Annotated in this window: 23 protein-coding genes and 1 pseudogene; 15 read left to right on the top strand and 9 right to left on the bottom strand. The window is 52.8% G+C overall.

What is annotated here, in order from left to right; translation table 11 throughout:
* Positions 1-455: 455 nt before the first annotated feature.
* The 5 genes from ABJD39_RS13410 (at position 456) to ABJD39_RS13390 (ending at position 4,558) form a co-directional block, all read left to right on the top strand.
* Positions 456-884, top strand: a complete 429-nt coding sequence (locus tag ABJD39_RS13410; RefSeq protein WP_348609649.1) for a hypothetical protein — start codon at positions 456-458, stop codon at positions 882-884.
* A gap of 233 nt (positions 885-1,117) precedes the next feature.
* Positions 1,118-1,582 (top strand): hypothetical protein, encoded by a 465-nt coding sequence (locus ABJD39_RS13405; RefSeq protein ID WP_348609646.1) that lies wholly within the window; start codon positions 1,118-1,120, stop codon positions 1,580-1,582.
* A 699-nt stretch (positions 1,583-2,281) separates the two neighbouring features.
* The gene (locus ABJD39_RS13400; protein ID WP_348609644.1) at positions 2,282-2,566 is read left to right on the top strand and encodes a ribbon-helix-helix domain-containing protein; all 285 of its coding nucleotides are present in this window, start codon (positions 2,282-2,284) and stop codon (positions 2,564-2,566) included.
* 166 nt (positions 2,567-2,732) lie between these two features.
* A complete protein-coding gene (locus tag ABJD39_RS13395; RefSeq protein ID WP_348609642.1) occupies positions 2,733-4,172 on the top strand; it encodes a hypothetical protein in 1,440 nt (479 codons plus the stop codon).
* A 164-nt stretch (positions 4,173-4,336) separates the two neighbouring features.
* On the top strand, positions 4,337-4,558 hold the full coding sequence (locus ABJD39_RS13390) for a hypothetical protein (protein ID WP_348609640.1): 222 nt from the start codon (positions 4,337-4,339) through the stop codon (positions 4,556-4,558).
* A 100-nt stretch (positions 4,559-4,658) separates the two neighbouring features.
* Here the strand turns inward: ABJD39_RS13390 and ABJD39_RS13385 are convergent, their stop codons facing one another.
* The 3 genes from ABJD39_RS13385 to ABJD39_RS13375 all read right to left on the bottom strand — a co-directional run bounded on the left by ABJD39_RS13385 (position 4,659) and on the right by ABJD39_RS13375 (position 8,836).
* Entirely contained in the window at positions 4,659-4,850 is a 192-nt protein-coding gene (locus tag ABJD39_RS13385) for a hypothetical protein (RefSeq protein ID WP_348609637.1), read from the bottom strand.
* Positions 4,851-7,611: 2,761 nt separating this feature from the next.
* Positions 7,612-8,364 carry a CPBP family intramembrane glutamic endopeptidase gene (locus ABJD39_RS13380; RefSeq protein ID WP_348609634.1) on the bottom strand — a complete coding sequence of 251 codons (753 nt, stop codon included), beginning with the start codon at positions 8,362-8,364 and terminating at the stop codon, positions 7,612-7,614.
* 202 nt (positions 8,365-8,566) lie between these two features.
* Entirely contained in the window at positions 8,567-8,836 is a 270-nt protein-coding gene (locus tag ABJD39_RS13375) for a HalOD1 output domain-containing protein (RefSeq protein ID WP_348609631.1), read from the bottom strand.
* A gap of 303 nt (positions 8,837-9,139) precedes the next feature.
* Here ABJD39_RS13375 and ABJD39_RS13370 point away from each other — a divergent pair, with 303 nt between their 5' ends.
* Positions 9,140-9,403, top strand: a complete 264-nt coding sequence (locus tag ABJD39_RS13370) for a UPF0058 family protein (RefSeq protein WP_348609628.1) — start codon at positions 9,140-9,142, stop codon at positions 9,401-9,403.
* Between the two features lie 96 nt (positions 9,404-9,499).
* Positions 9,500-11,170, top strand: coding sequence for a histidine kinase N-terminal 7TM domain-containing protein (locus tag ABJD39_RS13365; RefSeq protein WP_348613651.1), 1,671 nt, complete (start codon positions 9,500-9,502; stop codon positions 11,168-11,170).
* A gap of 497 nt (positions 11,171-11,667) precedes the next feature.
* Here the strand turns inward: ABJD39_RS13365 and ABJD39_RS13360 are convergent, their stop codons facing one another.
* Positions 11,668-12,027, bottom strand: coding sequence for a hypothetical protein (locus ABJD39_RS13360; protein ID WP_348609625.1), 360 nt, complete (start codon positions 12,025-12,027; stop codon positions 11,668-11,670).
* 1,062 nt (positions 12,028-13,089) lie between these two features.
* On the opposite strand from ABJD39_RS13360, the gene ABJD39_RS13355 reads away from it, so the two are divergent.
* Positions 13,090-13,659: a hypothetical protein gene (locus tag ABJD39_RS13355; RefSeq protein ID WP_348609622.1), complete on the top strand. Its 570-nt coding sequence runs from the start codon at positions 13,090-13,092 to the stop codon at positions 13,657-13,659.
* Positions 13,660-13,919: 260 nt separating this feature from the next.
* On the opposite strand, the gene ABJD39_RS13350 is transcribed toward ABJD39_RS13355, so the two are convergent.
* Entirely contained in the window at positions 13,920-15,329 is a 1,410-nt protein-coding gene (locus ABJD39_RS13350; RefSeq protein WP_348609620.1) for a hypothetical protein, read from the bottom strand.
* A 519-nt stretch (positions 15,330-15,848) separates the two neighbouring features.
* Here ABJD39_RS13350 and ABJD39_RS13345 point away from each other — a divergent pair.
* From ABJD39_RS13345 to ABJD39_RS13330, 4 genes are all read left to right on the top strand, one after another.
* Positions 15,849-16,133, top strand: a complete 285-nt coding sequence (locus tag ABJD39_RS13345; protein ID WP_348609618.1) for a ribbon-helix-helix domain-containing protein — start codon at positions 15,849-15,851, stop codon at positions 16,131-16,133.
* Positions 16,126-16,410, top strand: coding sequence for a type II toxin-antitoxin system RelE family toxin (locus ABJD39_RS13340; RefSeq protein ID WP_348609615.1), 285 nt, complete (start codon positions 16,126-16,128; stop codon positions 16,408-16,410). Before ABJD39_RS13345 ends, ABJD39_RS13340 begins: the two co-directional genes overlap by 8 nt.
* Before the next feature lie 237 nt (positions 16,411-16,647).
* On the top strand, positions 16,648-18,087 hold the full coding sequence (locus tag ABJD39_RS13335) for a hypothetical protein (RefSeq protein ID WP_348609612.1): 1,440 nt from the start codon (positions 16,648-16,650) through the stop codon (positions 18,085-18,087).
* A gap of 96 nt (positions 18,088-18,183) precedes the next feature.
* Positions 18,184-18,513, top strand: a complete 330-nt coding sequence (locus ABJD39_RS13330; RefSeq protein WP_348609610.1) for a hypothetical protein — start codon at positions 18,184-18,186, stop codon at positions 18,511-18,513.
* 127 nt (positions 18,514-18,640) lie between these two features.
* Here the strand turns inward: ABJD39_RS13330 and ABJD39_RS13325 are convergent, their stop codons facing one another.
* Both ABJD39_RS13325 and ABJD39_RS13320 read right to left on the bottom strand, forming a co-directional pair.
* On the bottom strand, positions 18,641-19,114 hold the full coding sequence (locus tag ABJD39_RS13325) for a hypothetical protein (RefSeq protein ID WP_348609607.1): 474 nt from the start codon (positions 19,112-19,114) through the stop codon (positions 18,641-18,643).
* Positions 19,114-19,791 carry a winged helix-turn-helix domain-containing protein gene (locus ABJD39_RS13320; RefSeq protein ID WP_348609604.1) on the bottom strand — a complete coding sequence of 226 codons (678 nt, stop codon included), beginning with the start codon at positions 19,789-19,791 and terminating at the stop codon, positions 19,114-19,116. The genes ABJD39_RS13325 and ABJD39_RS13320 overlap by 1 nt, the downstream gene beginning before the upstream one ends.
* 551 nt (positions 19,792-20,342) lie before the next feature.
* Between ABJD39_RS13320 and ABJD39_RS15060 the strand changes: the two genes are divergently transcribed.
* Positions 20,343-20,867, top strand: a complete 525-nt coding sequence (locus tag ABJD39_RS15060) for a DUF7504 family protein (RefSeq protein WP_431357851.1) — start codon at positions 20,343-20,345, stop codon at positions 20,865-20,867.
* 255 nt (positions 20,868-21,122) lie between these two features.
* On the opposite strand, the pseudogene ABJD39_RS13315 reads toward ABJD39_RS15060, so the two are convergent.
* Positions 21,123-21,758, bottom strand: a pseudogene (locus ABJD39_RS13315) (IS6 family transposase).
* A gap of 100 nt (positions 21,759-21,858) precedes the next feature.
* Between ABJD39_RS13315 and ABJD39_RS13310 the strand changes: the two are divergent.
* On the top strand, positions 21,859-23,238 hold the full coding sequence (locus ABJD39_RS13310; RefSeq protein ID WP_348609601.1) for a hypothetical protein: 1,380 nt from the start codon (positions 21,859-21,861) through the stop codon (positions 23,236-23,238).
* Between the two features lie 387 nt (positions 23,239-23,625).
* Here the strand turns inward: ABJD39_RS13310 and ABJD39_RS13305 are convergent, their stop codons facing one another.
* On the bottom strand, positions 23,626-24,282 hold the full coding sequence (locus ABJD39_RS13305) for a helix-turn-helix domain-containing protein (protein ID WP_348609599.1): 657 nt from the start codon (positions 24,280-24,282) through the stop codon (positions 23,626-23,628).
* Positions 24,283-24,366: 84 nt separating this feature from the next.
* On the opposite strand from ABJD39_RS13305, the gene ABJD39_RS13300 reads away from it, so the two are divergent.
* Positions 24,367-25,182 (top strand): SDR family oxidoreductase, encoded by an 816-nt coding sequence (locus ABJD39_RS13300; RefSeq protein ID WP_348609596.1) that lies wholly within the window; start codon positions 24,367-24,369, stop codon positions 25,180-25,182.
* Positions 25,183-25,184: the final 2 nt, after the last annotated feature.

Raw genomic sequence — 25,184 nt, 5'->3', positions numbered from 1 at the left:
TACTCATATGTCGTTTTCGGATAGTGCTGGGATGTGTTTAACGGTCAATATGGACAGCCTGTGTATCACTCGGAGGAGCCGGATTCTGGTCTCTGACTCACAGCGCTCAGCGACGAGAAGAAACTTCCAATAAGTCCAATCAGCCCAATCCCAAGTGAAGCGAGAACGATAGTATCCGAGGTACCGTATCCGCTGGCTTCAATTTGGACTGCCCAGAGCATCAACACAATACTGAACAGGAGGACATCTCTTGACAGGGACATACACCTCCTGCTACCAGCAAACTGTTTAATTTTCCCGATGGGTTGCCTTGCTCGCTGCAATACCTGTACTTACCGAATCTGCTCACCACATCGAGGCAGGTTCTCCTCACCTATTTCGGTGTGAAACAACCGCTCAGTAGGTGTGTAGATGTAACAGAAGGCACTTGTTCGCCCGGCCCAAATGCTGGATTAATGGACAGAAGACAGTACGTCGGTGGGATGAGTGCTGTTCTCGGGAGCGCATCTCTCGCAGGCTGTGCGGGACTCCTCCCGTCCGGGAATGAGAGCGAGAATCCGGAGTATCCGGGTGGAACGCTCCTCGTCGAGAACAAGGGAGAGACAGCCGTTAACGTCTCAGTGACCGTCTCTACAGGCAAGTACGACGCGGCACTCGATGCCTCCGTTGCCAGCGGAGAGACGGTCGTCAGGCGCGAATTCATCACCGCCGAGCGCGGCGACATAGTTACCTTGGCGGCCCAACTCGGGACCGAAGGGGAGCCGATAGAGTTCCAGTACCTCCCCGCAGGTAGCGACGACGATTCCTCACCAGAAGTCGCACGTCTCACGTTCGAGAACCCTGTCGAAACAAGTGCAACCTGGACTGCGATACGTGGAACGTAACACGTGTACTTACCGAAGCGACTCGCCACATCAAGGCGGGTTCTCACCAGCTAATCTGGAGTGAAACAGCCGGGAAATTGGGTTGCATACCTAACAGAGGCACAACCCCTCACCCGGAACATAGAGACCACGTGAATCACACTCGGTGCGCTTCGGTCTCCAAATGGAGGCGCAAGCGGATATAGGTGGAATCAACGAGAAAGACCTTGTAGGAGTACGCGTCACTTCAGTACATGTCTACGACGGTGAAGCGAGGGGGGATTCTCGCGGTCCGGTTCGTCCTCGTCAGTGTTGGCGTCGGAGTCTTCGCGCTTGCGGTCCGAGGGTTCCTGACAATTCTATCGGCGGCAGCCGACGGCGAGGGATTCGTCTCCGGTGGTGCATTATTGCTGTGGAGCGCGTTGGCCATTCTCTCGATGGGCGTTGCTGGATTCGGAATCGCGCTCCCATCGATGATTGGGAACAGCGATCCGTCCAAGACGGGATCTCATCCCCGGAGAGTGCTAAAGACGGGTAGCTTGGTACTCGTCGTCGGCGGCGTCGCATTCGTCACGAGCGTCTTTGCGAATGCGTTCTTCGGGATGCTATTTTCACTCCTCGTCGTCCTCTCTGGGGTCCTCGTCGTCTGCCTCGGGATAGCATGGAGTCTCGCCAAATTTCTCGATTCGGACGACCGGAGCGTCGGCGGGTTCTCGTGATTGAGACGGGTCCTATAGTGAGCGATTGAGAGTGGAAAACTATCACCTGCTGACGATTTCAACAGAGCCGTATCGATAGTCCTTATGCCAAACTAGGCACCTAACTTGCCGCTGGCTCGAAGAATTGGCTCATCGCTGCGAATATTATTCCCATGACTACGCCAATCTGGACGCCTCGATCAAAGTTCCCGCCAGTGAACAGATTTAGGAGAACAGGGACGCCGAACGCAACCACGAAGAACACGACAGCACGAGGGAGTTTGTTTTCCAACATACACTGATCATCTCTGTCTGGCATTTTTAAAACTATTCTACACTGAAGTCGTCTTCTGTGTCTCGCTTAGCTCTCTTCACAGATGTTGAGCAGTTCCAGCGGCTAAGCGGTACTTGAGTCTCCTGCATCGATTAACACCCACACTCTTCAATACCGATATTTCTACTAGTATCGAATACATGCAAATAATCGGAGGTGATACAATTGGAAACCGCCACCGATGGCGACTGGGCCACTACTGGCCCGTAGACTAGGCTCCCGATCACTCGGGCGTTTATTATTTATATGTGAGTGCGTGTTAGACCTTTTACCGGCTGATTACGGCACCCATGAGTCCAGAATAGTCCCTAATCTCGTGAGTATCCATAGTGGGTTTCCCTTTCCCGTCGAAACGATTATCGGAATCACCTGCGTATTACGTCTGTATGTCTGGAGCAAGTACCGGGAACAACGGCGACGACGAGATCGTCACGGTGAATTTCAAAGTCACCCAGTCGTTTCTCAACGAGATAGACGGTACGTGGCAGGGACGGGGCTTCAACAGTCGGAGCGAGTTCATCCGGTACACGCTCCGTGATGCGATCGAGTTCCCTGCCTTCGACCGTGATGAACTCGTTGCGCTACTCGAAGCGGAGGAGGATATCCGCGAAGGGCGGACTATGAGTGCCGAGGACGCTCGTCAGCAGTTCGGAACGCACGGCGAAGAGTGACGGGCAGTGGACGTGGGAGCTGACACCGACAGCGTAACAAGTTCACTTCCGAGAACACTGTCGAGTGGGAGTGCAGAAGTTGGCCGTGGTTGTCAGCGTCGGCGGACAGCAGTGTTCGTCTCGTAACGAAGGAAAGGACTTTACGCCGTACTGGTATCTCCTGCGCATGAATCAGTCGGGCCGCACTCGCCGTCGCCTCATCCAACTGGGTGCCGTCAGCCTCACGGCAGCCATCGCTGGCTGTGGACAATCGGAGACTAGTGGCGCCAATCGCGAGGGCCCGGACTACTCGGACTCGACCGACGAGAATACCGAGTCAGACGACGATCCCAACGAACCCCCCGCCCCTGCCCTCTCCTTCCAAGCACCGAACATCAATTATAACATCTACAACCTCGACACCGCCGACGAACGCCCCGTCCCCGGAGATATGGCCATCAACCACAAGGACAACACTATCTTCAACATCACCATCGACGACGAGGATACCGCAACCGCCACCCTCGACGCGACAAACGTCGAACGGAAAATTGACCTCCGCCTCTACGTCCGCGATACCTACGGCACCTTCAAGTCTGACACCCAGCACCTCTCGGAAACCGACCCTGACTCCTATGAGAACCACGAAGTCGAGTTCGACCTCACCAACATCAACCTCCCGACAGGCGCAGGCAGTATCTGCGAACTCGTCGCCGTAGACCCCTCCTTCAACGAAGACTACGAATACATCCTCAAGCGCCACCAGTTCGTCGGCGTCGCCCACAAGAATGGCGTCAACTGGGTCAACCAAGAGAACTTCAACCACACCTATCAAATCAAAGAAGGAGAAACCATCCTCACCCGCAAAACCCCGCGTGGTGTCTCTGGCGTCAGAGGGAACAAACGTAGTGAACCCGCAGGCTACGTGGAAACCCGAGATGGCGATGACGAACGCACAGTCTTCCTCGTCACCCGCACTCCCCGCAACGGCGAACTCTTCGGCGTCTCCGCCCACGTCAAACACAAACCCGCACGAGACTTCAAGAACGGGAGCTACCAGTACAAGTTCACCTACGGCCACAGATACGAATGCCACTTCGCAACCGAAATCACCCACTTCCGCGAACTCGCAACCAAAACCCACGAAGCCATCTCCGACATCGGCGTCACCAGCACGCACGGACGCCTTTCCGTCCTTGGAGACATGATTCAGATGATTCCCTACATCCCACAAGCTAACGACCCCAACCCCACTGTTGTCCTCTACGACCACTACGGAGACTGCTCCTCAAAGAGTATGATGATGTCCTGCATCCTCCAGAATGACCCGTGGAACGTGATGCCCGGCTACATCGACGCCGAATTCAACGACGTTGGTCACTGGACAATCGGCCTCGACGTAGACGACATCCCAGACATCCCCGACCAAGACAGCCTCTACACTATCCCCACTACGAATGACCAAGTGGATGAAGGATTCCCAGACACCGAGTACGCATTCTTCGATATGACCTACGACTCAGACATCGGACAGCGCACCGAAGGAATCGAAAACCCCGTCATCTGGGACGAAGGCAACTTCGCACACACCACAAGCCGCCGTTCGGACAACCCTCCGAATTACTGAGCCGACTCTGCAACATCCTCCTCTTCTAAGTCATCTTCCCCCGCCTGCAAGTACGACTGCAACGACCTGAGGAGATGGATGTAACGCTTGTGTATGCCCCACGTGACGGGTCTACTGAGCGGCCCGTTTGGGGTAGTTATGACCTTCCAGAATCAGGTGACACAGTGACTGTGGACGACTTTGATACCGGCCCGGGATTCTACAGTTTGACAGCGCACTCTCAGACCCACGATAATCTCGAAGTAGTCTCGGTAAATACGCTCGGTGACGCTGTCGGAAGCGATACGCTTCAGCTGGAAGCCGTCGTCAAGCGGGCAGGCGATGTGTTTGCTAACTTGAACGACACCCGCGACACGATCTCGATTCCGGGCTATTCTCGTGACTGATGTGGTTTAGAAATCGAGATGCGGACTCTGCGGTTCTATTCAGCATGACTCTCTGAAGATCTCCGTAGATTAGCAGATTCTCTGGCGGTCAATACGGGTGCTAGTTATCGAAGACTGGCTCTCCAGATTCTGGTATTGTTCTCTCCATTCTCACTTCATTCTTCCCCCGGTAATAGAGCCAGAAGAGGACATACAGCGTCAGCGGAAAGAACACGATTGCGATGATAGCGAGTGGAGGGAAGAGAACAAAGAGGGCGAAAGTCTTCCACGAAACAATGGTGTCACGGGCCATAGAAGACGATTCGTCTACTAAAATATCCCTCTTGTGGGGTTCCTCAGACGGAGAATGACTGTTGCCTAAGTACCTGTTCTTAGCGAAACTACTCACCACGTCAAGATGAGCTATTACGATCTGATTCGGTGTGAAACAGCCGCTCAGTAGGTGTGCGACCTGAGCGTTCGAGAACCGATCAAATAGCATAGGCTCCCAACAGAGTCGCACTGTATCGGGAGCTGAACTCAGTTCGTTCAGGGATACATATCCCTCCTCAACGAGCAGAATCGAGCCAAGCGGTGTAGCTACATCGTTTGTCAACCGCGTATTTTAGTATTTCCCTGCTTTTTTCGCTACACCGTCTTATGAAGCACATATGGAACTGTCGCGTCGCCGAGTCCTACAAACCAGTATCACCGTCTCAGTCCCGATGTTCGCTGGCTGTTCAACATCTGGCGACAGTACTTCCTCACCCTCGCAAACGCCCCAGTATCAGTCCCTCAGAAATACGCCGCTGTATCGAAGTACTGATATCGGGCTGCGAGTCCCCGATCAGGTTCCAACAGTCGAGACACCGTCGAATGCCGATCTAATCGTGTTACACGCGAAGCCCGACGCCGATATTGAGCAAGTGGTGACGTGGCTTACCGATGACCGCGCTATCGCCCTTCTTGGAGACAGTGCTCAATCAACGTGGAGTGATTGGACACAGAGTAGCACGTTTCGTGATACGTTTAACACGAAAGGTCGGAGTGAGGCTACCCCTTCCCCTCACCTGATAGTTGCCACATCAGCAGAAACTACCGTAACGACCTACCGATATTCGTGGGACGGCCTTCCAAGCAACGAGGAACTACTGGTTGCACTGGATGACGCGATGGCTGACATCAAATCGTGACCCTGCACTCGTTATCCTCGTTTCCGTTCTCGTAAAGTCGGCCCTCTAAGATTCGTTTTGATATCTATCAAGCGATTTCTGTAGTGGGCGATAGGTGTGCCCTCTGTGATTACCCCGAGTGCCACAGGCAATTCTGAATAAAGAAACCGCGCTACTATCTACTGTAAGTGTAATGAAGGGTCAAATATTGTTCGTGGTTTGACATGGAAGGATTCCTCTGCACCCGAGTTACCCGTTGGGATCATGTATGTATTGAACGAATAGTCTATTATTCAATCGACTAAGATATCGGCGTCACTGAGCGGATGAGTGTGAGCGTCCCGAGTGCACCGAGTGAGGCTAACCATGGGAGTGGATAGAGCCAGTAAGTCGGTAGTGAGCGAATTAGAAGTGGGATGGCAAATACAAGGCAAAGTGAAAGCTCTCGAGACCCCCACAACCTTGTGTTTGAGGAACTACGTGCTTTTCTCGCTACGGTGAGGGCCCCAACACTGGCCAATGCCAATAGCGGCGTCAACCAGACTGCGACACTCATATGCATGGCGAGCCAGGTTCCGGGGTTTGTCCACAGTGACGGCCCCCAAACAAATACATACGTCCGTGCAAAGCCGAGGGACCAGTAAAGCGCCCCAGTGAGTGATTGCCAGCCCCAGATGAAACTAACACTCGCATAACCCACACCGACCCCACACACGAGAGCTCCGATGAATCGCCCACTCAACCGGATCTGATGCCGGTTTTCTTCCTCGGAAATATGGTCATGCAGTATTACGGGAATGGCCAGATAGCTATACTGTGAAAACAAGCCTGCGACAGCAAGTGCGCTACCAGACTTTATCGGCCCCGAAAAAGCAAATGCGCCGAGAACTGCGACCAGCGAGAAGGATCGCACGTTGATTGCGTGGGCATGCACTAATGGGACAGTAGCCAAAAAGAAGATACCCGCCAGTAACCCACACAAGTGTCGTTCCTTCCGAGCGTGGAATCGCCACAGTGCAACTGCGATAGCGGCGTTTGCGACAGCCACGAGCAAGAGAAACACGAGTAGATAGCGGTCGGTCACCGCGACAACTAGGTTTAGATATTCGAACAGTGGTGGCTTGTTGTCGATGGCCTCACCGGTGTACAATGGTGTTCCGGCCGCAACGGTTTCGGAGATCGGGCGCCAGGTGGTTTGAACATCGTGATGTGGGGCCGCCGACCCTAGACGGATCCGAAGATACCGTACAAGCGCAGACATGGAACTGGTCGCCAAAAACCCGAGCGTAACGACACGCTTCCCAAGATCTGTTCGAAGCCACGTAGCATGTGATCTGCGACCACCGCTAGCTAGCGGACTGTAAGGGGGCTTTCTGGAGGGCATCGGCAACCTCGAACGTGAAGGTTATAGATAAATAAGTTTCTGATATGTTTCTGTTGAACTCCTTCTGATCAGACATTATTGACGATAGAAAAGCCGTTACGCAGGACTACATATTGAACGGGAGTAACAGCACTAGTTACTGCAGGAACCCCTCTCGGAACATCGGTAGAACTTCGTTCGTCTTTACGGAATTGTCACCAATGCCGTCCGCAACTCATAGTCTTTCAGTCCGCGATTTACTGCTTATAATTGTGGTCCAACTTGGCTTCTGCATGATCTTACTTGCTGAGGTCGCGAACGCTGCACGGGGATATGGTACTTTAGTCACTTTGTCCGGTTTCATCGTCGGTGGTATGATTATCGCCAGCGCGATTTTTGTGGCGTCCACCGACCGGTAAGCTTGTGACCTGTACTGAGCGATTGAAGATGTAGAAAAATATCAACTACTGAGGGTTTCAATAGAGCCATCGCTTTATGATTCACTTTGGGGGACTCGACGAAGTCACTCGCACTCCTAGTCACAGAACAAACGCACTTGTCCACAACATTGCATGAGCGACGGACGGAATCAGAAGGTTCTCGGTTCGTTCGTACGCAAAGCCGAAGATTGCGCCACCAACGGACGACTCAATGAAAGCGCTAGCTGGTTCCATTCCGGTTGACAGGGCAGCGACTGGCACGTGCATCAGGCCGAAGCAGACGGCAGCGAGAAGAATCCCCGGTACTACGTCAAACGTTTGCCGCAATCGCCCCTGAATGATCCCCCGAAACAGAAGTTCTTCTACAGGCGCAGCAAACACGAACCAACCGACAAAAACGGCGAGCCACAAGAGGGGTCGTGTACCGAAATTATTGATGGCCAGCCCGGTGGATGAAGTCGGTTGAGCGATGCCGACCGCCGCAAGGAAGGGCTCAAGAACGAATCCAACTCCCGCGCTCAACACGAGGATAGCGATAATCCAGACTCCTCCCTGAAGCGACGGGACGCGGAACGAAATCGAATTCGAAGGGTACTCTCTGATAGCGAGGTACACGAGTACAACGGCGAGAAAACCGATTTGGATGGCCCGTGATCGAAGAATTTGAAACGCATCCGTTGACGGCAGACCAGTCGCTTGAGTGGCAATAGCCACGATCAAGACGGCACCGATCCCAGCAATCACACTCCCAATGGTCAGACCGACAGCTTCAGTGGCTGCAATGGCTTGCTCTCGCCGAGTCGATGAGTCGCTTCCCGTGGCGAAGCCGAGGTTGTCTGTGGAGGGCCGCATGTATAAATGACATATCAGATTAAATTATAAGACTATTGAAATTGCTTCGGAGTGGTCGTGAGACAACCTATTCCCGGTGAGTTGAGAAACACGAAACGGTAGCTCAGTTAATGACTTGTACTTACCGAAGCGACTCACCACATTGAGGCAGATTTTCACCACCTGAGTTGGTGTGAAACAGCCGCTCAGTAGGATAGCGAACTTAGCGGTGTGATTCGATTTTGATGATCGGATGTCCGTTCTTGTTGGCAGTGATAGTAACCGTCGTTGAATCCGCCTCAAACTGGAGTGTCGTCTTGAATTTTCGTTTTTGGAAGAGCCCGTCAAGTGCGTCCGTGTTGATGTCCTTACTGATGATCCACTTTTGATCGAGCACATCCTCGTCGTGAGCTTCCGCAATCGCAGTTACGACTTCTGTGCTTAGCGTTTCCTCGTCGTCTGGATCGTAGTAGAACGCTGGTGTATGGCCCATGCATGCTATGTGGACTGTCAACAAGAAACACGTTATTACCAGAAAATCTCGGTTTGTTACATATCTTTGCCAGTTCAGGACGCACCCCGGAAGGCGGGACCAGAAAACACGGTAGTCAGTTCAGCGGTGGCGTTGAATACTGAATCCTCTGTACCATCGCTGGCGAGGCGCCTCTCTCCGGCGAAGCATCTATTCAAAAATACCTGTATATGTGATAGTTCTCACTTTGTGGGCCACAGGCATACTGAGAACGTGGAGAGACAATGAAACGAATACTGACGACCCCGGTTCACCGACCGTTCGATGACGACCCGCGAGAGTGTCGCAATGCATAAACAAGAACTCATTCACCTCCATGACTTGTTGAGCACAATCAGCGAGCACTTGATCGTTGAAATGGGGATGCCACCGGAGCAGATTTCTGCATACCGCTACCTCAACCTCGGGCCAGAGAGCATTCAGAAGCCGAAACCCCTGCATTACGAAGCGGTCATGGTGCTTGCTACCCAGCTCGGAACGTGGGCTGCAGAGCCACAGCATGCAGAACCTGAGCTACCTATGAAGTAGGACCGCTTATTGACCGTGAGAAGGTCAGATAGACCTCCGTTGGAGCATCTCCCAAACAATTATCTGATAGTCTAATAACCGCAATTCATCGTGGTAATGGAGCCTCTCTTTATCGGTCACATCATAATTTTCGCGCTGTCTGCAATTGTGTGTGTGGCGACGATTCCACAAGCACGGAAGATCCAACATCAGGGGACGCGAGAAGGGCTCGTTGTCTTCCTCGGTGCTGTCGCTCTCTGGTCAGGTGGGTATCTCGGCTACCTTATCGCACCGACACAGTCGGTAAAACTCGCGTTCTATATACTCGGGTTTGTCTTTGCGTTCGTCGCCGTTGGTGCGTGGCTCTACTTCTGTGCTGCCTATACCGGCCGCCCACCGCGACACGCCCCGTTCCGGAATCTCATTCTCGGGACGTTCCTCTTTTTCACCGCACTCAAAGTCACGAATCCCCTCCACAATCTCTATTTTACGACCGAATGGGTCACTGAGCCATTTCCCCACCTCGTCATCCACCACGGACTGCTCTACTGGATCGTCTTAGGGCTGTCATATGCCGCCATCGCTGTCGGGTTCTTCGTACTGATTGAGCGATTCTATCATACTGGCAGTGACAGTCGTCCGCTGGTAGTTCTCGTTGGGCTCTCCGGACTTCCAGCTGTTGCAACGATTATTGGCGGCCAAGTTGACTGGCTGCTCCCGTTAATGTATGAGCCGCCTGGTGTGGCGCTCTTCGCCGTTGGAACGCTATTCTTCTACAGGCAGCGGTTTGAGTCGATCCGACTAACCGGAGAGTCGGACAGCCCGGCGATCTTCCTCGATCAGGATACCTGTATTCGAGATTACAACCAAGCAGCTCGGAGACTCTTCCCGGCCCTTGAGGAATCGTTTGGCAAACCTCTCGACGCTGTGAATACCGCACTTTCAGATCATCTTACGAAACAAGATGTTCTGACGATTACGCAGGATGACGAGGTGCGAATCTATGATGTATCGAGCACGCCGTTCTTAGCTGGTGAGGTGATGACCGGCCAGTTAGTAACAGTTACCGACGTAACTGAGCGTGAGTCGTATCGACAGCGGCTCGAAGTGAAAACCGAACAGCTTGAAGCCCTGAATCGCGTGGTGCGGCACGACATCCGGAACGATATGGCCGTAATTCTCGGATGGGCTGAGATCCTCAAAGATCATGTCGATGAAGATGGGGAAGACGCTCTGGACCGAGTTCTACAGAAGTCCCGGCACGTGATTCAATTCACAGAGGTCGCACGCGACTTCGTTGAATCGCTCTCAGAAGATGAAACCACTGAATTGGAAGAAATCGAGCTACAGGTGCTTCTTGACGCTGAACTCGCTGCAGTACGAGATTCGTTCCCGAACGCTCAGTTTCAGGTATCGGGTGAACTCTCCGACGTGTCGGTACAGGCAAACGAGATGCTCTCGTCGGTCTTCCGAAATATCCTCGAAAACGCGGTCCGACACAACGACAAAGAAACCCCTGAAATCACCGTTAGCTGTGAAGAGGATCCAGATACCGTTCGTTATCGGATTGCAGATAATGGACCTGGCATCTCCGACAACCAGAAAGAACAGATCTTCGGGAAAGGAGAAAAAGGATTAGACAGTCCAGGATCAGGGATCGGTCTGTATCTCGTCCATCTCTTAACCGAACACTTCGGTGGCGACGTGTGGGTCGAAGACAACGATCCCAACGGTTCAGTCTTCGTCGTCGAACTACCTATTCAGACGCCATCGAACAAGGCGTCTTAGTGATATCTGAGATGATCGGTACGTGAGTCCCCCCGTACTGAACAGTAAGTCCTTCATCTGTACTTACCAACAGGAACGATTGAACTGTTTACTGAGCGACCGTAATAGACTGCTAACAATAGGGGACCTGCGTGTATCTCAGGGAGACCGCGGCGTGAGAAGGACTGGGAGCTCCTGACATACTCCATGTACCGCCGCGGTCAATCCGTTCCTACGAGGTTCCTGTCAGGCTGCGAGCAGCGGATCCCTCTCCAACAGGATCTCAGTACGTAGGGTTCACGAGCCTCTGGTTCTACCGGGACGCTGAGATGTTACAGAGATAGAAGACTGAAAAGCTCCGCTAAGTAGGTCTGCGGGTCGAGCGCATGGACGCAGAGTCGAAGGGGGAGGGAGATCGAGAAACACCGAGATTTTCGAGGGATTTATCGAGTGCGCGTCGGAGAGCGAGGAGTTAGAAGAGTATGTGCGGGGGCGGCGAGAGGAACGGCGGAGGTGAGTTAGAGTGGGTTTTTGGCGGATTCTGCGTGGTGGAGTTGGCCGGAGTGTGTGCGTTCTCCGTTCTCGGTGTCGTACAGTGTGATCTCGCTGTCGATGACTGTCTGAGTGTCGTCGAGGGTAAGGTCTACTGTTACGAATGCGAATTCGCCGGTGTCTGGGGCGTGTCCGGTGATGAGGTTTATTTCAAGTTCAGTGGGGGTGTAGGGGTCGTCACTCATGGGGGTGTGATCGAGTTCTGCGATGAGGTTTTTCCCGCTGGTAGTGACGAGGTGGAGTTGATCACCGATGGCGTGGGTGTGGAAGGGTGCGGCGGTGCTTGCGTTGGGGAGGGTTTCGAGTTTGTGTTGGAGGGTGCTCATTGTATCTATACGTACATACCACCCACGTATATTTACTCGGCTCTGTTGAAATCCTCAGTAGAGCCATATTCCATTCTGCTTGCGGTCAATACCGGTGAGAAGTAGTTTGCTTCCTCACGTTGGAGTGGTTGGTGTTATTGTGGTTTTACGACTTTGTCACATGACGGACACTCAGCAAAAACACCTATACTTCCATCTGTTTGTTCGTATTCAATGAGCTTCCATGCCTGCGAGATCTCATTCTCGCAGGTTGGACAGTGACCAAGTTGTGGCGGACTGTTGGTCATAAGGGGGGGAAGGAAGCGTGTGATTCTATCATCTAAAGACATAATTTCTGCTGTGTTAAGTATTCTGCGCGAATACGCTAAGACACACCATGTCGCGTCTGTACTTACCGAAGTGACTCACCACATATATGGGATTCTCACCACCTGATTGGCTGTGAAACAACCGCTCAGTAGGTGTGCGAACTGACCGCTCAGTGGGTCATACGTATCCGCACCGTTATTCAGAAGACATCATCCTCAATCCAACGGAGCGATACGCCCGATACAGACGAATTATCCAGACCCACGCGACAACAGACATGAACAGGAGAATCGCTATTTGGCTAATAGACTCTGTAACCGTGTTCGTCAGTAATTGAACAATGAGGATCGCTGGATAGAGGGCGAAAAACAGAGCGAGAACCAACCCAACCCCTTTCAGATAGGTGAATGGATTTTGTTCCACTTTTCCGAGTAACTCAAGATCGACTAAATACCTTCGGTCGATAGTGAGGTACTCTGTTCTTATCGAAGCGACTCACCACATCGAGGCGAGTTCTCACCAGCCGATTTGGAGTGAAACAGCCGTGAGGTAGGTATGCGCATTTAGCGGTGTGACCTCTGACAGATGAAGTATGATTTCTCGCAGCTGTGCGAGATACAACGTGCAGATGCAGCATATAACCTACTGAGCCTAGATCGCCCAATATTTTCAAACACGAGAGGGTCGATGACTCAAACCACTCTCTGACTCATAGCAGGCGTTATTTGCGCCTCTCCAGTTGTTCTGAACAGAATGAATCGACGAGGTATACTTGCTGTCGTCACTGTACTCGTGCTGGTGGGACTGGTAGGGATTGGTGGCGTCATTGGCATTACCGGTACCGGGCCAGCAGGGGTCGGTAGCCTTCTCGGCGATACAAGCGATCCGCCGGCGTTACTGCACTTCGAATCAGCCGGGGCTCACTGTACCGATGATTTTATGTCTAACAGTTCGACGTCAGTGGTTGCCGGGGCCGAGAATACGGAGATTACGTATTCTCGAAACGTCTCCTTGCCAGGGCCCTCGTATGCAATCGGAGGTCCAACGTTCGAACGGATGAACGACTCCACCTACGTTCTTAACGTCCCGATAGAGGAGACGGAGAAAGCACCCCGGTCGTGTCCAGGTGTTGCCCGCTATAACGGAACGATGCGGATTCCCGCGGGTGAAGACCCATGGAATCTACTCATCAAACACGACGGCGAGACGGTCATAACGCTATCCGGTGACTCGAATCGCTCCCTCCTTGGCGGATCGGCGAGTGTGAGTGGAAGCGTTTCAGGTCCGGAACCCACGACCAATTCCACGACGTCATCAGAGTAACCACCACCTGATCAACGTCGAATCGAGATTCGCCATCTCGGTTGGTGCTGAATACAGCATCTATAGTCTGCACGCCTGTTGTGACGGGAATCGAGTAGATTCTCTTCAGCCATGCTGCGTAGATCACGCACATTCAGCATGGAAGGTGGAGTCTGAATCAAGTTGGTCGAATCGCATATGGAGTCTGCTCCTTCGGCAGGGATGAAGCGGAGGGATCAGTTCGCCGAATTACTTGGTGTAGACAGTGCAAAAACACTGTTTCAGTTTATATCCTTCTCTGCAAAGGTTACATCTCCTTTGATGTGGGTCCCTGAGTCATTTATGTCCGTCAAAGAATCGATCGTTAAATTTGTGACGGGGTTCTCTGACCCATCCACAAGTAAAGCTGCATTTGTAGTATCTACTTCGATATCCCTGAATGTATTATCAGTTATAGACCGATATTCTCCAGACACACTAACCCCATAATGGTTGTCCACCATGTCAGCTATCGTCACAGTGGATACTGTTACGTCATTTGCAAACGATTCAATGATAGGTCGATTAGACAATGGCCCCTTCCCGGTGATTTTGATATTAACGTTTGAAATCACACTCCCCGGAGCGTCTGCCCCCTGCATAGCGGCACCAACCTGCAACACGTTGCGAGTATATCCACCAGGGCCGATGAACTTCAGCCCCTCAACTGTAGAATCAGGCTGAGCAACAAGCATCCGGTGACTGAACTCTCCCTCTGGTGCAGTAATTTTCATATTTCTGACGGTGTTTCCGAACCCTTCCCCATCCGGCCGGAGAACACAGAAAAGAAGGGGAAATTGCCTTGCTAGATCGTTATTTGAGAGTGGATTTTCATGAGGCGGTTTTGTTGTACCGCGTATATCAACATTGGATAACGTATTGTTAACACACTTGTATCCGCCAGTTCCAAATACGAAGCCACCCCCCCGAATGAACCCGCTGGCTGCAACGTTTCGTACGGAACAATCTTCCGCGCGAGCCAGATAGAGCCAATGGTCGGTAGCAGCATTCCTCAATCGAAGGTTTGTCAACGTGCAATCTATCCCCGCAAGAACGATGTTGGATCGAATAGTGTCGTGGGTATAGATGTTATCTACTGTAACTCGTCTCGGTTTGACACCATCGCCGTCATCATGGATTATAAGCCCGTGGCTGTGTGGTGAATCAGGGAAGGGTTCAATATCACGGTTGTTAGATTCGTTCCCATCAATCTCCAGATCCCGGATAGTGACATCTTCAACACCGCTACCGACCTTCATAATACTGTGAGCGTTTTGATTAACTCCACTGGGGAGCTTAAATACCGATTTTTCTGGACTTTCCCCGACTAGCGAGACACCCGAAGGGAATCTTATCGCCTGGTCCCGGATCGTGTACGTACCTTCACCAACGAGTACCCTTCCCCCTTCATCAAGGGCTTCGAGAGCGGATTGAACGGCAACACGAGCGTCACTATCTCTGCGTATCACCTCATCACTGGCCGCATTTAGCAACTCTATTTCATCGCCCTGATGACTCAATCGGAGATCTGAGATGGTGGTTTCCGTGGCGATAGCTGTGGTTTCCGTGGCAGTTGATGAGGCTTTAGTGCGAGTGGTAGGTCCGTGAGTAGGTTTCGGCGTTGAGTTGACCGCACTATCTTGAGTTTCCATACATCCCGCTAAACTAACTGCCCCAAGAGATGTTGTGAGGCTGAGAAACTTTCGGCGAGTGGAGATCCTATCAGCAATCCTCATTGATGAATGCGATTATGGTATATGTTCCGTAAATAACTATGGTAAACCTCCCAATATCAAAGTCTCAGGCAGCACCCATATATATTAACAATATCTATAGACTATAAGGATTTAATTATTAATAGAAAAATTTCTGGGTATACTCTATATCTCGCAGACAGTTTCTGTCCAAATTAGATAGATTTGGCTCTGTTGAAATCCTTCAGAGTTGACATTGGGAAGACCGGCTCTTCCGACCGGATCAGACGGATCCGCTACGAAACTGGCTTTTCAGCAAACCGCAAGATTATCTTATACGCGAGTTCGTTTTAGACCCTGTATCGGCTGATTGCGGCACTCTTGAGTTCAGAATATTCCCTAATTTCAGGGGTATCCATAGTGGATTTCCCTTTCCCGCCGAAACGATTATTGGTAACACAGACGTATTACGTCCGTATGTCTGGAGCAACCACGGGGAACAACGGCGACGATGAGATCGTCACGGTGAACTTCAAAGTCACCAAGTCGTTCCTCAACGAGATAGACGGTACGTGGCAGGGACGGGGCTTCAACAGTCGGAGCGAGTTCATCCGGTACACGCTCCGTGATGCGATCGAGTTCCCCGCGTTCGACCGTGACGAACTCGTTGCGCTACTCGAAGCGGAGGAAGATATCCGCGAGGGCCGAACGATGAGTGCCGAGGACGCCCGTCAGCAGTTCGGAACGGACGGCGATGAGTGACGGTGAGTGGACGTGGGAACTGACACCGACAGCACAAGATGACCTCGCCGCGCTTGACGCCCACGAACAAGACCGAATTCTCGACAAGTTCGACGACATCGTCGATTCCCCCTGGCGCGACCCACCCGACTACGGCGAACCACTTCAGAACAGTCCCCGTAGAAAGGTGCGTGTTGGAGAGTTCCGTCTCGCCGTCACGTTCCGCCAGAACGAACAGCGCATAGTAGTTGCCCGAATCAAGCGCCGGGGTGGAGCGTACACTGCTGACGACGACTGATTATCTCCCGAGGACCGCAGCAACGTTTTGAGCAAGATGGAGCATCCGGAGAATCGGTAGGAAGCGATATATTCTACCGTTTCAGCCGACGAATCGGGCGTCTCCCACTGTTTTCAATTCTGACGACACTGTTGAATGAGAGTACAGTAATTCACCTTGGTTGCCAGAGTTGGAGGACATCAGTTCTCGACTCATACTGAAGGAAAGGAATTTACGCCGTACTGGTATTCTCAGCGCATGAATAAATCGGGCCGCACTCGTCGTCACCTCATCCAACTGGGGGCTGTTGGCATCGCGACTGGCATTGCTGGATGTAGCCAACAGAGAAGTGGGAAAGACCGTGTGGGTCCCGACTATTCGGACGACTCGCAGGACAACGATACAGAGTCAAACGACGGTCTCGACGATCCACCCGACCCTGCATTCTCTTTCCACGCATCGAACTACACTTTCTCCCTCTACGACTTCAGTACGGCCGACGGTCGCCCGGTCCCCGGAGAGATGTCCATCTCGCATCGGGACAACACCCTCTGCAACATCACTGTCTCCGGCGAAGATACCGCAATTGCCACCCTCAAAGAAACGAACGTTGACCGAGATGTTGACCTCCGCCTCTACGTCCGTGATGCTAACAGAACCTTCAAATCCACTACTGAGACCCTCTCAGCAACTGGATCCGACTCCTATGAAACCCACAAGGTTGAATTTGACCTCACCAACGTCACCCTCCCGACTGGCGCAGGCAGTATCTGCGAACTCGTCGCCATAGACCCCACTCTCGATGATGACATCGAATTCATTCTCAAGCGCCACCAGTTCGTTGGTGTCCCCCACAAGAACGGCGTCAACTGGGTGAACGAAGAGAACTTCAACCACACCTACCGCACTCAGGAAGGTGACGGAGTTAGCGATCACGAACCCCCCCGTGGCGTCTCCGGTGTCAGAGGGAATAAACGTAGCAAACCCGCAGGTTACGTGGAAACCCGCGATGATGATGACGAACGCACAGTCTTCTTCGTTACTCGAACCCCATACAACGGCGAACTCTTTGGCGTCTCCTGCCATATCAAACACCAACCAGCACAGGACTACAAGCAGGGCGACTATCAATATCAGTATACCTATGGTTACAACTACGAATGTCATTTCGCAACCGAGATCAGCCATTTCAGAGAACTCGCTCAGAAGACGTACGATGCTATCTCCGACCTCGGAGTGACCAGCCAGCACGGACGCCTCTCCGTCCTTGGGAGCATGATTCAGATGATACCCTACATCCCGCAAGGTAACGACCCCAGTCCCACCGTCGTTCTCTACGACCACTATGGAGACTGCTCCTCAAAGAGTATGCTAATGTCCGCCATCCTCCAAAACGACCCGTGGAACGTGATGCCCGGGTATATTGACTGCGAGATCGACGGCGTTGGTCACTGGACGATTGGTCTCGACATCAACGACCTCCCAGACATCCCCAACCGAGACAGCATCTACACTGTTGCCACTACAAGCAACCAAGTGAATGACGGTTTTCCCGACACCGAGTATGCGTTCTTCGATATGACCTTCACCTCGGAAATTGGCCAGCGCACCGACGGAATCGAAAACGTCAGTGTCTACGACGAAGGTAATTTCGAACATTCGGCGAATCGCCGGTCCAACACTCCACCAGACTACTGATATGGCTCTCTTGAAATCCTCTCGGTCAGACACTATCCGCAGTGAAACAGCCGGTGAGGGGTGTTGCTTATGGCACCTCGGGTGGACCTGTCACCGATGACAGACAAATCGTGGCATATCGAAGGCCAATTCCGTGGTGGCGACGCCCGTGCCCGCGACGAGAACGGCCAGTACAAATCAGTGAGTGTCGCAATCCTCGAAGAAACCTCGGAAGTGGGGTCGTTCTCCTCAGGGGCACTCGCGAAACGATTAGGTGTCAACGAGCAGATTGTCCTTGAACACTTGGGGCACCTCGAAACCAAGGGTCTCGTTGAGGAAGTTCATGGAGAGTGGCGAAAACCGAACGAGTTCGATGCAGACCCTCAACGGCTTGAACGAACCGAAGAGGAAACATGGGAAGACCACGACGATGACTCACTCTATTGACTGCGTCCCATTCGTCTGGATGAGAAATGCGGCTGTTGTTCTTACCGAAGTGACTCACCACGTCAAGGCAGGTTCTCATCATCTGATTTTGTGCTAAACAGCTGCTCAGTAGGTGTGCTTTCCCAGACTATGGTAAGCCATTCTGCGCGTTCACAAGGCTCTCATCACTGTTCTTGACCGCTGCCCACCATGTCTTCAATACAGCAATTGTGACAAGTTCCGGTGGTTCTTCAACGCCAATACAGGATTGCTTGTGTGCGTTGAGATCGTGTGGTGGATGGAAATGCTGTACTGGATTGTTGGTGTTCTCATTCGCCGCCTCACGCCCGAACCTGAATTCCACACCCTCCTCACGATAGTGGTATTTGTAGTCCCCATTCTCCCACCACTGAATATCGAAGTACCCACCTCGCTTGTGGACTCCTGGAGTGACAGTGACTCGCGCCGCTCTGTGGTCTGAGCCAGATCTCTGCTTGAACGGTTGCTCCTTCTGATACTGGAATTGAACGTTGAAAACCGCGTTATCGAGTTGCTTGCGCATCCGCTCCACGCTCTCATCAATCGCTTCCGAATCGATTGGAGAGCCGTTCCCCATCCCCATTACTGGAGTGGAGACTGACTGCCAGTTGAGGGCGTTGTCTGCGTCCCCGTGTGCTCAATCACTGGGGCAGTCATAGTGTTCGTTTGTTCTACCGCCTGTTTGAAACGGTATGCAGCTCTGAGGTGGCTGAGTTCTCGTTTTGCTGTTCGCCAGTGGGAAACATCGTCGAGTTCGTCCTGAGTGAGATCCTTGTCTGAAACCAGGAGTTCCTCAGGATCGTTTACCTCATATTTCTCGTTGTACTCTACGATTTCCTGTTTTACTCGCTGGATTTGATCGACAAGCGTGTCGCTCGCGGCGAGTTGTCTGATCTGCTTGAGTAGGTGCCACGATGGGTCCCGATCGTACAGTTTTCCAGAGTCAGTCTGGTGACTTCTAACGATACCGTCGTCAACAAGATCGTTGAGTGTCGTTCTGGCTTTTGTTTCTGAGACGAGCGCTGTATCTGCGATGTCGCCGGCAGACTTCGGCGTCGTCGTTCTGTTGATTACCGTTTGAATTCGTTCGTTCGCAGTCGTCTCGCTTTTCCACTCTGCTGCTGCGAAGGCATCGACGTCTTCGAAGTCCTCGTCGTCAACAGTGAACGGATCAATGTCGTCCACGGTTACCGGGTCGTCCGGCAGTTCCTCCTCGGTGGGGAACTCGTTAGGACCGTCAGAGGTGGGCTCGTCGGTCATACACTACTCTATGGTTTTAGCACACATATATTTTACCGTAACGCATATGTGAGACAGAGTCAACACGGCTTCTGAAATCTATCACCGACCAAGAGTTTCAAAAAGACGCCACACACGATACGAAGCGGCTGCTGACGGTAGTGCCCGCGACCGCTTTGACGCGATCGATGTGCCGGTTTTGGCATGTAACCTCTGCGACGGCGACGGGGAATTCATCTACGAGAGAACGATCTGCTTCGAGGGAACCAGATTCAGCGTCAGTATTCTTGGTATGACGAGCGTCTGTACTTACCAACGTGGGCTGTCGCGCTGTTTACCGTAGATAATAACAACCTGTTAACAATTAGAGATCCTCCTGTACGTTAGGGCGACCGCGGCGAGGTTCCGAACCACAGCCCCTGGCATGTCCTCGTAGTCCGCCGCGGTCACTCCGTTTCAACCGGGTTCCTTTCAGGTCACAAGTGGCAGAACCCTCTAGAACAGGATCTCAGCACCGTGTGCCGAAACTACAGAGACGAATACTTAATTACATCTAGATATCCGTTCTGTGTATGGGAGCGGATGTACTTCGTGGGGTGGGAGCCTCAACTGATCTTGACTGGTCGGCCAGAACAGCAGTCCTTCTCGAAGTCTCTGGACTTGATTCCCGTGAGCGGGTTGTCTGCCGCAGTTTGTTACCGAACACTGACGATGGCGTCGAATACTGTCGTTTCTCGTTCAGACGGTCTGTTGCCGATCAATTCACCGAGATTAGCCAGTACAACGATGAGTTACCGGATCATGGATTGTTCGTACAGGTTCGCGGGGGAATCGAGGACGTATTTGAACTCCCGAGCGGCGTTTCCGATGATAGTCCTGTGTGCGTTAAGGTGGTCAATGACCCATCGAACATGACGAAACTCGGGATGACACTCACAGAAGTACTCGATGACGCGTCCGACGATGGAGGGACAGCGATATGTTTCGATTCACTAACGGCTCTGTTACAGTACGTGTCGTTGGAGGAGGCGATACAGTTTGTCAGCTTGACAAAGCATAGTACGCGAATCAGGCGGATCTATCCATTACCACGTTGACCCCAGTGCACATGAGAGGGAGACGATCGGCGCGCTTCGCAACGTCGTTGACACGGTGATCAGCATCGACGAGGCAGGGTGACGGAAATTCAAGGAGAAAGCCCCTCCTCGTAGGGTAAGGATGACTCCGACAATACTCTTCACAGTTGTCGCCATGCGGTTTTGACTTGTTGTTGAATGACTGGCTCTGTTGAAATCCTCTCCTTCAGACACATCCCCGACTGAAATAGCCGGTCTATGAGAGCTGGGTAGTGTTCAGATTAGCTGATTCCATGCGAAGGCGAACGATCGTAACCACTTGTCAGCAGTTTCTCGCTGTGCGTTGGCGAAACAGTTCGAGAAACCGGCAGTTCTGCGTTTTACTTTACGAAAGACACGTTCGACGCTGTTCCGATTACCATGTTTTTCGTATCAGTAACCGAGGCCGTGTCGAGAACAAGCGTCTTGAAGCGGTGCGGCGCCATCGACGAGAAATACAGCAGTATCAACGTCGTGTTTCTCGCGTAGTTCAGCCAAAAACGCGTGAGCGAAAGCGTTGTTTCGGACTGGTTCAAGCTTTGTATGGAGTAAATCGTTCGTTGCTGGATCGACTGCGGCGTACAGCCAATATCGTTCATCATTCAGTTGGATCACGGTTTCGTCAACCGCAACGTGATCCGGATTTCGACCTTCTTCCGGCTGTAGATCTGCCTTGTGAACCCAGTTGTGGACTGTGGATCGTGCCCGATCAACACCGAATTTATCGAGAATAGAGACGGTATTCGAAAGTGATAGTCCGCGCAGGTGGAGCTGAATTCCGAGCTTCATAAACTGCTTCGATGTTGCTTCTCGCTCCACAAAACCTAACTTGATCTCGGTTAAACAGCCGTTGAGGCGGTCGTTTTCGGGCATAGATCACTTTGAAAACGAACCGCCTTACTCTTCATCCTTATCTGAACACCGCCGGTTAGTTCGGGAGAACAGCTATGAGGCCGCCCACACGTCACTGTGCATGACGATTCAGACGTGCACTGAGTGTTGGGAGCTTGTCCCGCAAGCAACAGTCTGTATTCACTGTGGAGCGCCCCTTGAGGATGGCTTCCCACAACAGATGCCGACTGCAGACAAGATCCGCGACCTCGCGGACAAAAAAGCGATCGAGAGCTCTCACGAGAGTGTGACAAATGAAGCACTTCGATTTAAACACGGACTCTACCAGCGACCGCTTGTCTTCTTTCTCTACGATCACGAAACTCCGGAGTTTCTGAGTGAGTGCACGTCTCTGACAGTCGAGACAAGCACTGGTGAGCCATGGGACATCGACGGTATCGAGCATCTCCTCGTAACGGATGATCGGATGCTGGCACTTGGTGTTCGCAATGACGAGGACTTCGCTGTCCATGTCTCGCTTGCAGATGTCGTTGCTGTGGAGTCATCGGTGGGATGGCTAAACAAGCGGCTTATCTTCTCCATGGCCGATGGATCGATATACACATTCATACTTCCTGAGTTGGACGAAGACGAGACTGAGATTGCTGCTACCCATCTGCACGGCGTCGCACAGCAACACGATTCAACTGAATCGGAGGCGTACAAATTCATGGACGCAGTCGATGAGGCGGTTGCTGCAAGCGACGATGCACAAGAGGCGGCTGAAGCATTGGCACAGCAGTTTAGAAAGAACGCCGAACCCACCGTCTATGACCAGGTGGCTGCTGACGCTGGGTCGTTCGAGGAGTTTCTTGTGGGGGTGTCGGAAGCCAATCAGACTCGGCAGGCCAGCGACCCTGAAGCGGAGACGTCACTGCAGCCGGCTACATCCCGATCGAGACTCCAGCAACTTCGTGATGAGGTTGCACTGACGATTGCTGGAGCCGACCGGCGCGATGTGAGCGAGTATGCGCTTGGTAGCGGTTTGGCCTTCGGAGGCGTTGCAGTGGCAGCCTCACTGTCAACGCCTATCGGAGTCGCAGCGCTTCTCGCCGGTGGGGCAGCGACTGGCGCATACGCAAGTACGCATCCAGATTCGATTGTTTCACAGATCAACCTGTTGGAGATGGCACAGACGACTCGCTCTCGAACCGGGAGCGTTGGCCCAAACGATGCGGTTCATGAAGTTGGGACAGAGACGATGGCTGGGGTGACTGAGTACTTGCAGCAGGCTGATGTCGCCCATGCTGAATGGCTCGCGAACGTAGATCCGGAGTTCATCATGCGAAGCGCACGACAGGCAGGCACAGTTGCCAGTCAGTCGGGCCGTGACATCGACGAGACGCACGCTCGGGTGGTTGGTGGTGGCATCGGTCTCTTGGCTGGTGGACTGGACCGAGAGCAACAAGAGACGCTTCAGGAGATTGCGCAGCTAATGAATGAAGACACAGAAGAAAAATAGCTTAAATTTTGATCTCACGTCTATCGAGATATTGGTTCAATCTGGCCTTGTTGAAACCCTCTTTCCGTCGTCCGGCTCCGTATAAACACGAATTCCGACCGAGTTGCTCGTGAACGGTCAGAAGAACGTCTCTCCCGAATGTCATCGTGGGAGGGTTTCAACAGAGCCATCTTTGGGCAACTTATGTGGAGACGGATCGGTAGGGGCTAGTGAGATTCCAGCGGTGAAGTACTAAATACTCGTGTTACTGTGTTTATTAGTCGTAGCCAACAGTTCAGCAGTGAAACGGCATTATTTAGTTGAAGGGGGGAACGAGGAACTAGCCTCGAACCTGTACGATCGGCGAACTTACTGAGTGAAGACATCGAATTTCGAAGACTACTGTTTTCAGTCGAACTGTGCCCGGAGTACTCGTGCTTCGGCTTTGCGCAGGTGTTCTGCAATGGTACTCGGCGCACTGTCCAGTTCGACGGCAATCTCTTCCTGACTGGTAGTTCGAGGAATGTCGTAGTACCCCAGGTTCACCGCCGTTTTGACAACTTCGCGCTGCCGGTCGGTGAGTAGGGTCTCGACAGCAGCGGTCGTGCCAGCGAGACCACCCACCGCTTCGATAGTCACGTCAACTGGGACGGAGATGCTCTCAGTTGCGTCCTGTACCTCGTCGTCGGGACCAAAAATCGAGAATGCTACTGTCCCATCAGGGTCGTATTCGATGGGGGGAACGACGATCAGGCCGCCGGAAGATATCGGTTCGAACATTTCTTGGAGCGAGTCGGTTGTCGCGTCCCGGATGTACACGTAACAGGACTGCTCATCGATTCGCTCGATGTCGTAACCGACAACCTCCGGGATATCTTGTATCGCTCTTTCGAGCGCATCGGCGTCGCCTACGACGTAATGGAGGATACCCAGCGCGTCACCGGTGTAGTTCCACTGTATTGCCGTCGCTCGCTCGATAAACGGCGCCTCGGTCATCACGCCGTACATCGGGTGGATATCACCTGCTTGGCCGTGGGCCGTGATACGCACCCGAACGTGTTTCATGAACGACGATACGCGATCTATTACTTAAACACGCCGAGCTCACTCGGCAATAACCACTCGGCTCGATAGAACAAATCACTTTGCATGACGCAAACGCTGGTGACCGGCGCAACAGGCACGCTCGGGACAGCACTCCGACCGCGCCTCACAGCGGCAGGACACGCTGTCCGAGCGGCGAGCCGCTCGCCCCCCGACCAAACCAGAGGGGATTCCGACTGGGTACAACTTGACTTGATCGAGGGGGCGGGTATGGAATCAACCCTCGAAGACGTCGATGTCGTGATCCACACGGCGACTGCCCCACAGGACGATTCAGAGGCGGTTGACGTACAGGGGACAAAACGACTGCTTGACGCAGCCGAGAAGGCCGGCGTAGAGAATTTCCTCTATCCCTCCATCGTCGGTATCGACAACATTCCGTTCTCCTACTACAAACACAAGGTTGCCGCCGAAACGGCAGTCGAGGAGAGTGATGTCCCGACAACTATCGTCCGTGCGACGCAGTTTCACTCGTTCATCGCGGAAATATTGGGCTATGTGGCGAAACTTCCGGTGTGGCCCTTACCGACGAACATGCAATTCCAGCCTATCGATGTCGGTGAGGTCGCAGAGGCCATTGTGGATCACGCGATGGCGACAGCGAGTGGTCGAACCGACCCAGTTGGTGGACCTAAAGTTCACTCAGTAGGCGAACTCGCACGAGCGTACCGTGCTGCGCGTGGACTCCGCCGATTGATTGTGAGGTGCCCGCTTCCCGGCAACACTGTGGCGGCGTTTCGGGCTGGTCATGCGACCTGTCCCGATCACATGGTTGGGACAGTCACCTGGGAAGAGTGGCTTGCGGGGCGATACGCGAGCGGAGCAGACGAATCACCCCCTTGCGTACAGTCAGCAACGTAATC

The organism is Halobaculum rarum, assembly GCF_040025155.1.
Taxonomy (GTDB): domain Archaea; phylum Halobacteriota; class Halobacteria; order Halobacteriales; family Haloferacaceae; genus Halobaculum; species Halobaculum rarum.
The sequence above is the reverse complement of the archived record's forward strand: the minus strand, read 5'-3'. Positions and strand labels throughout refer to the sequence as shown.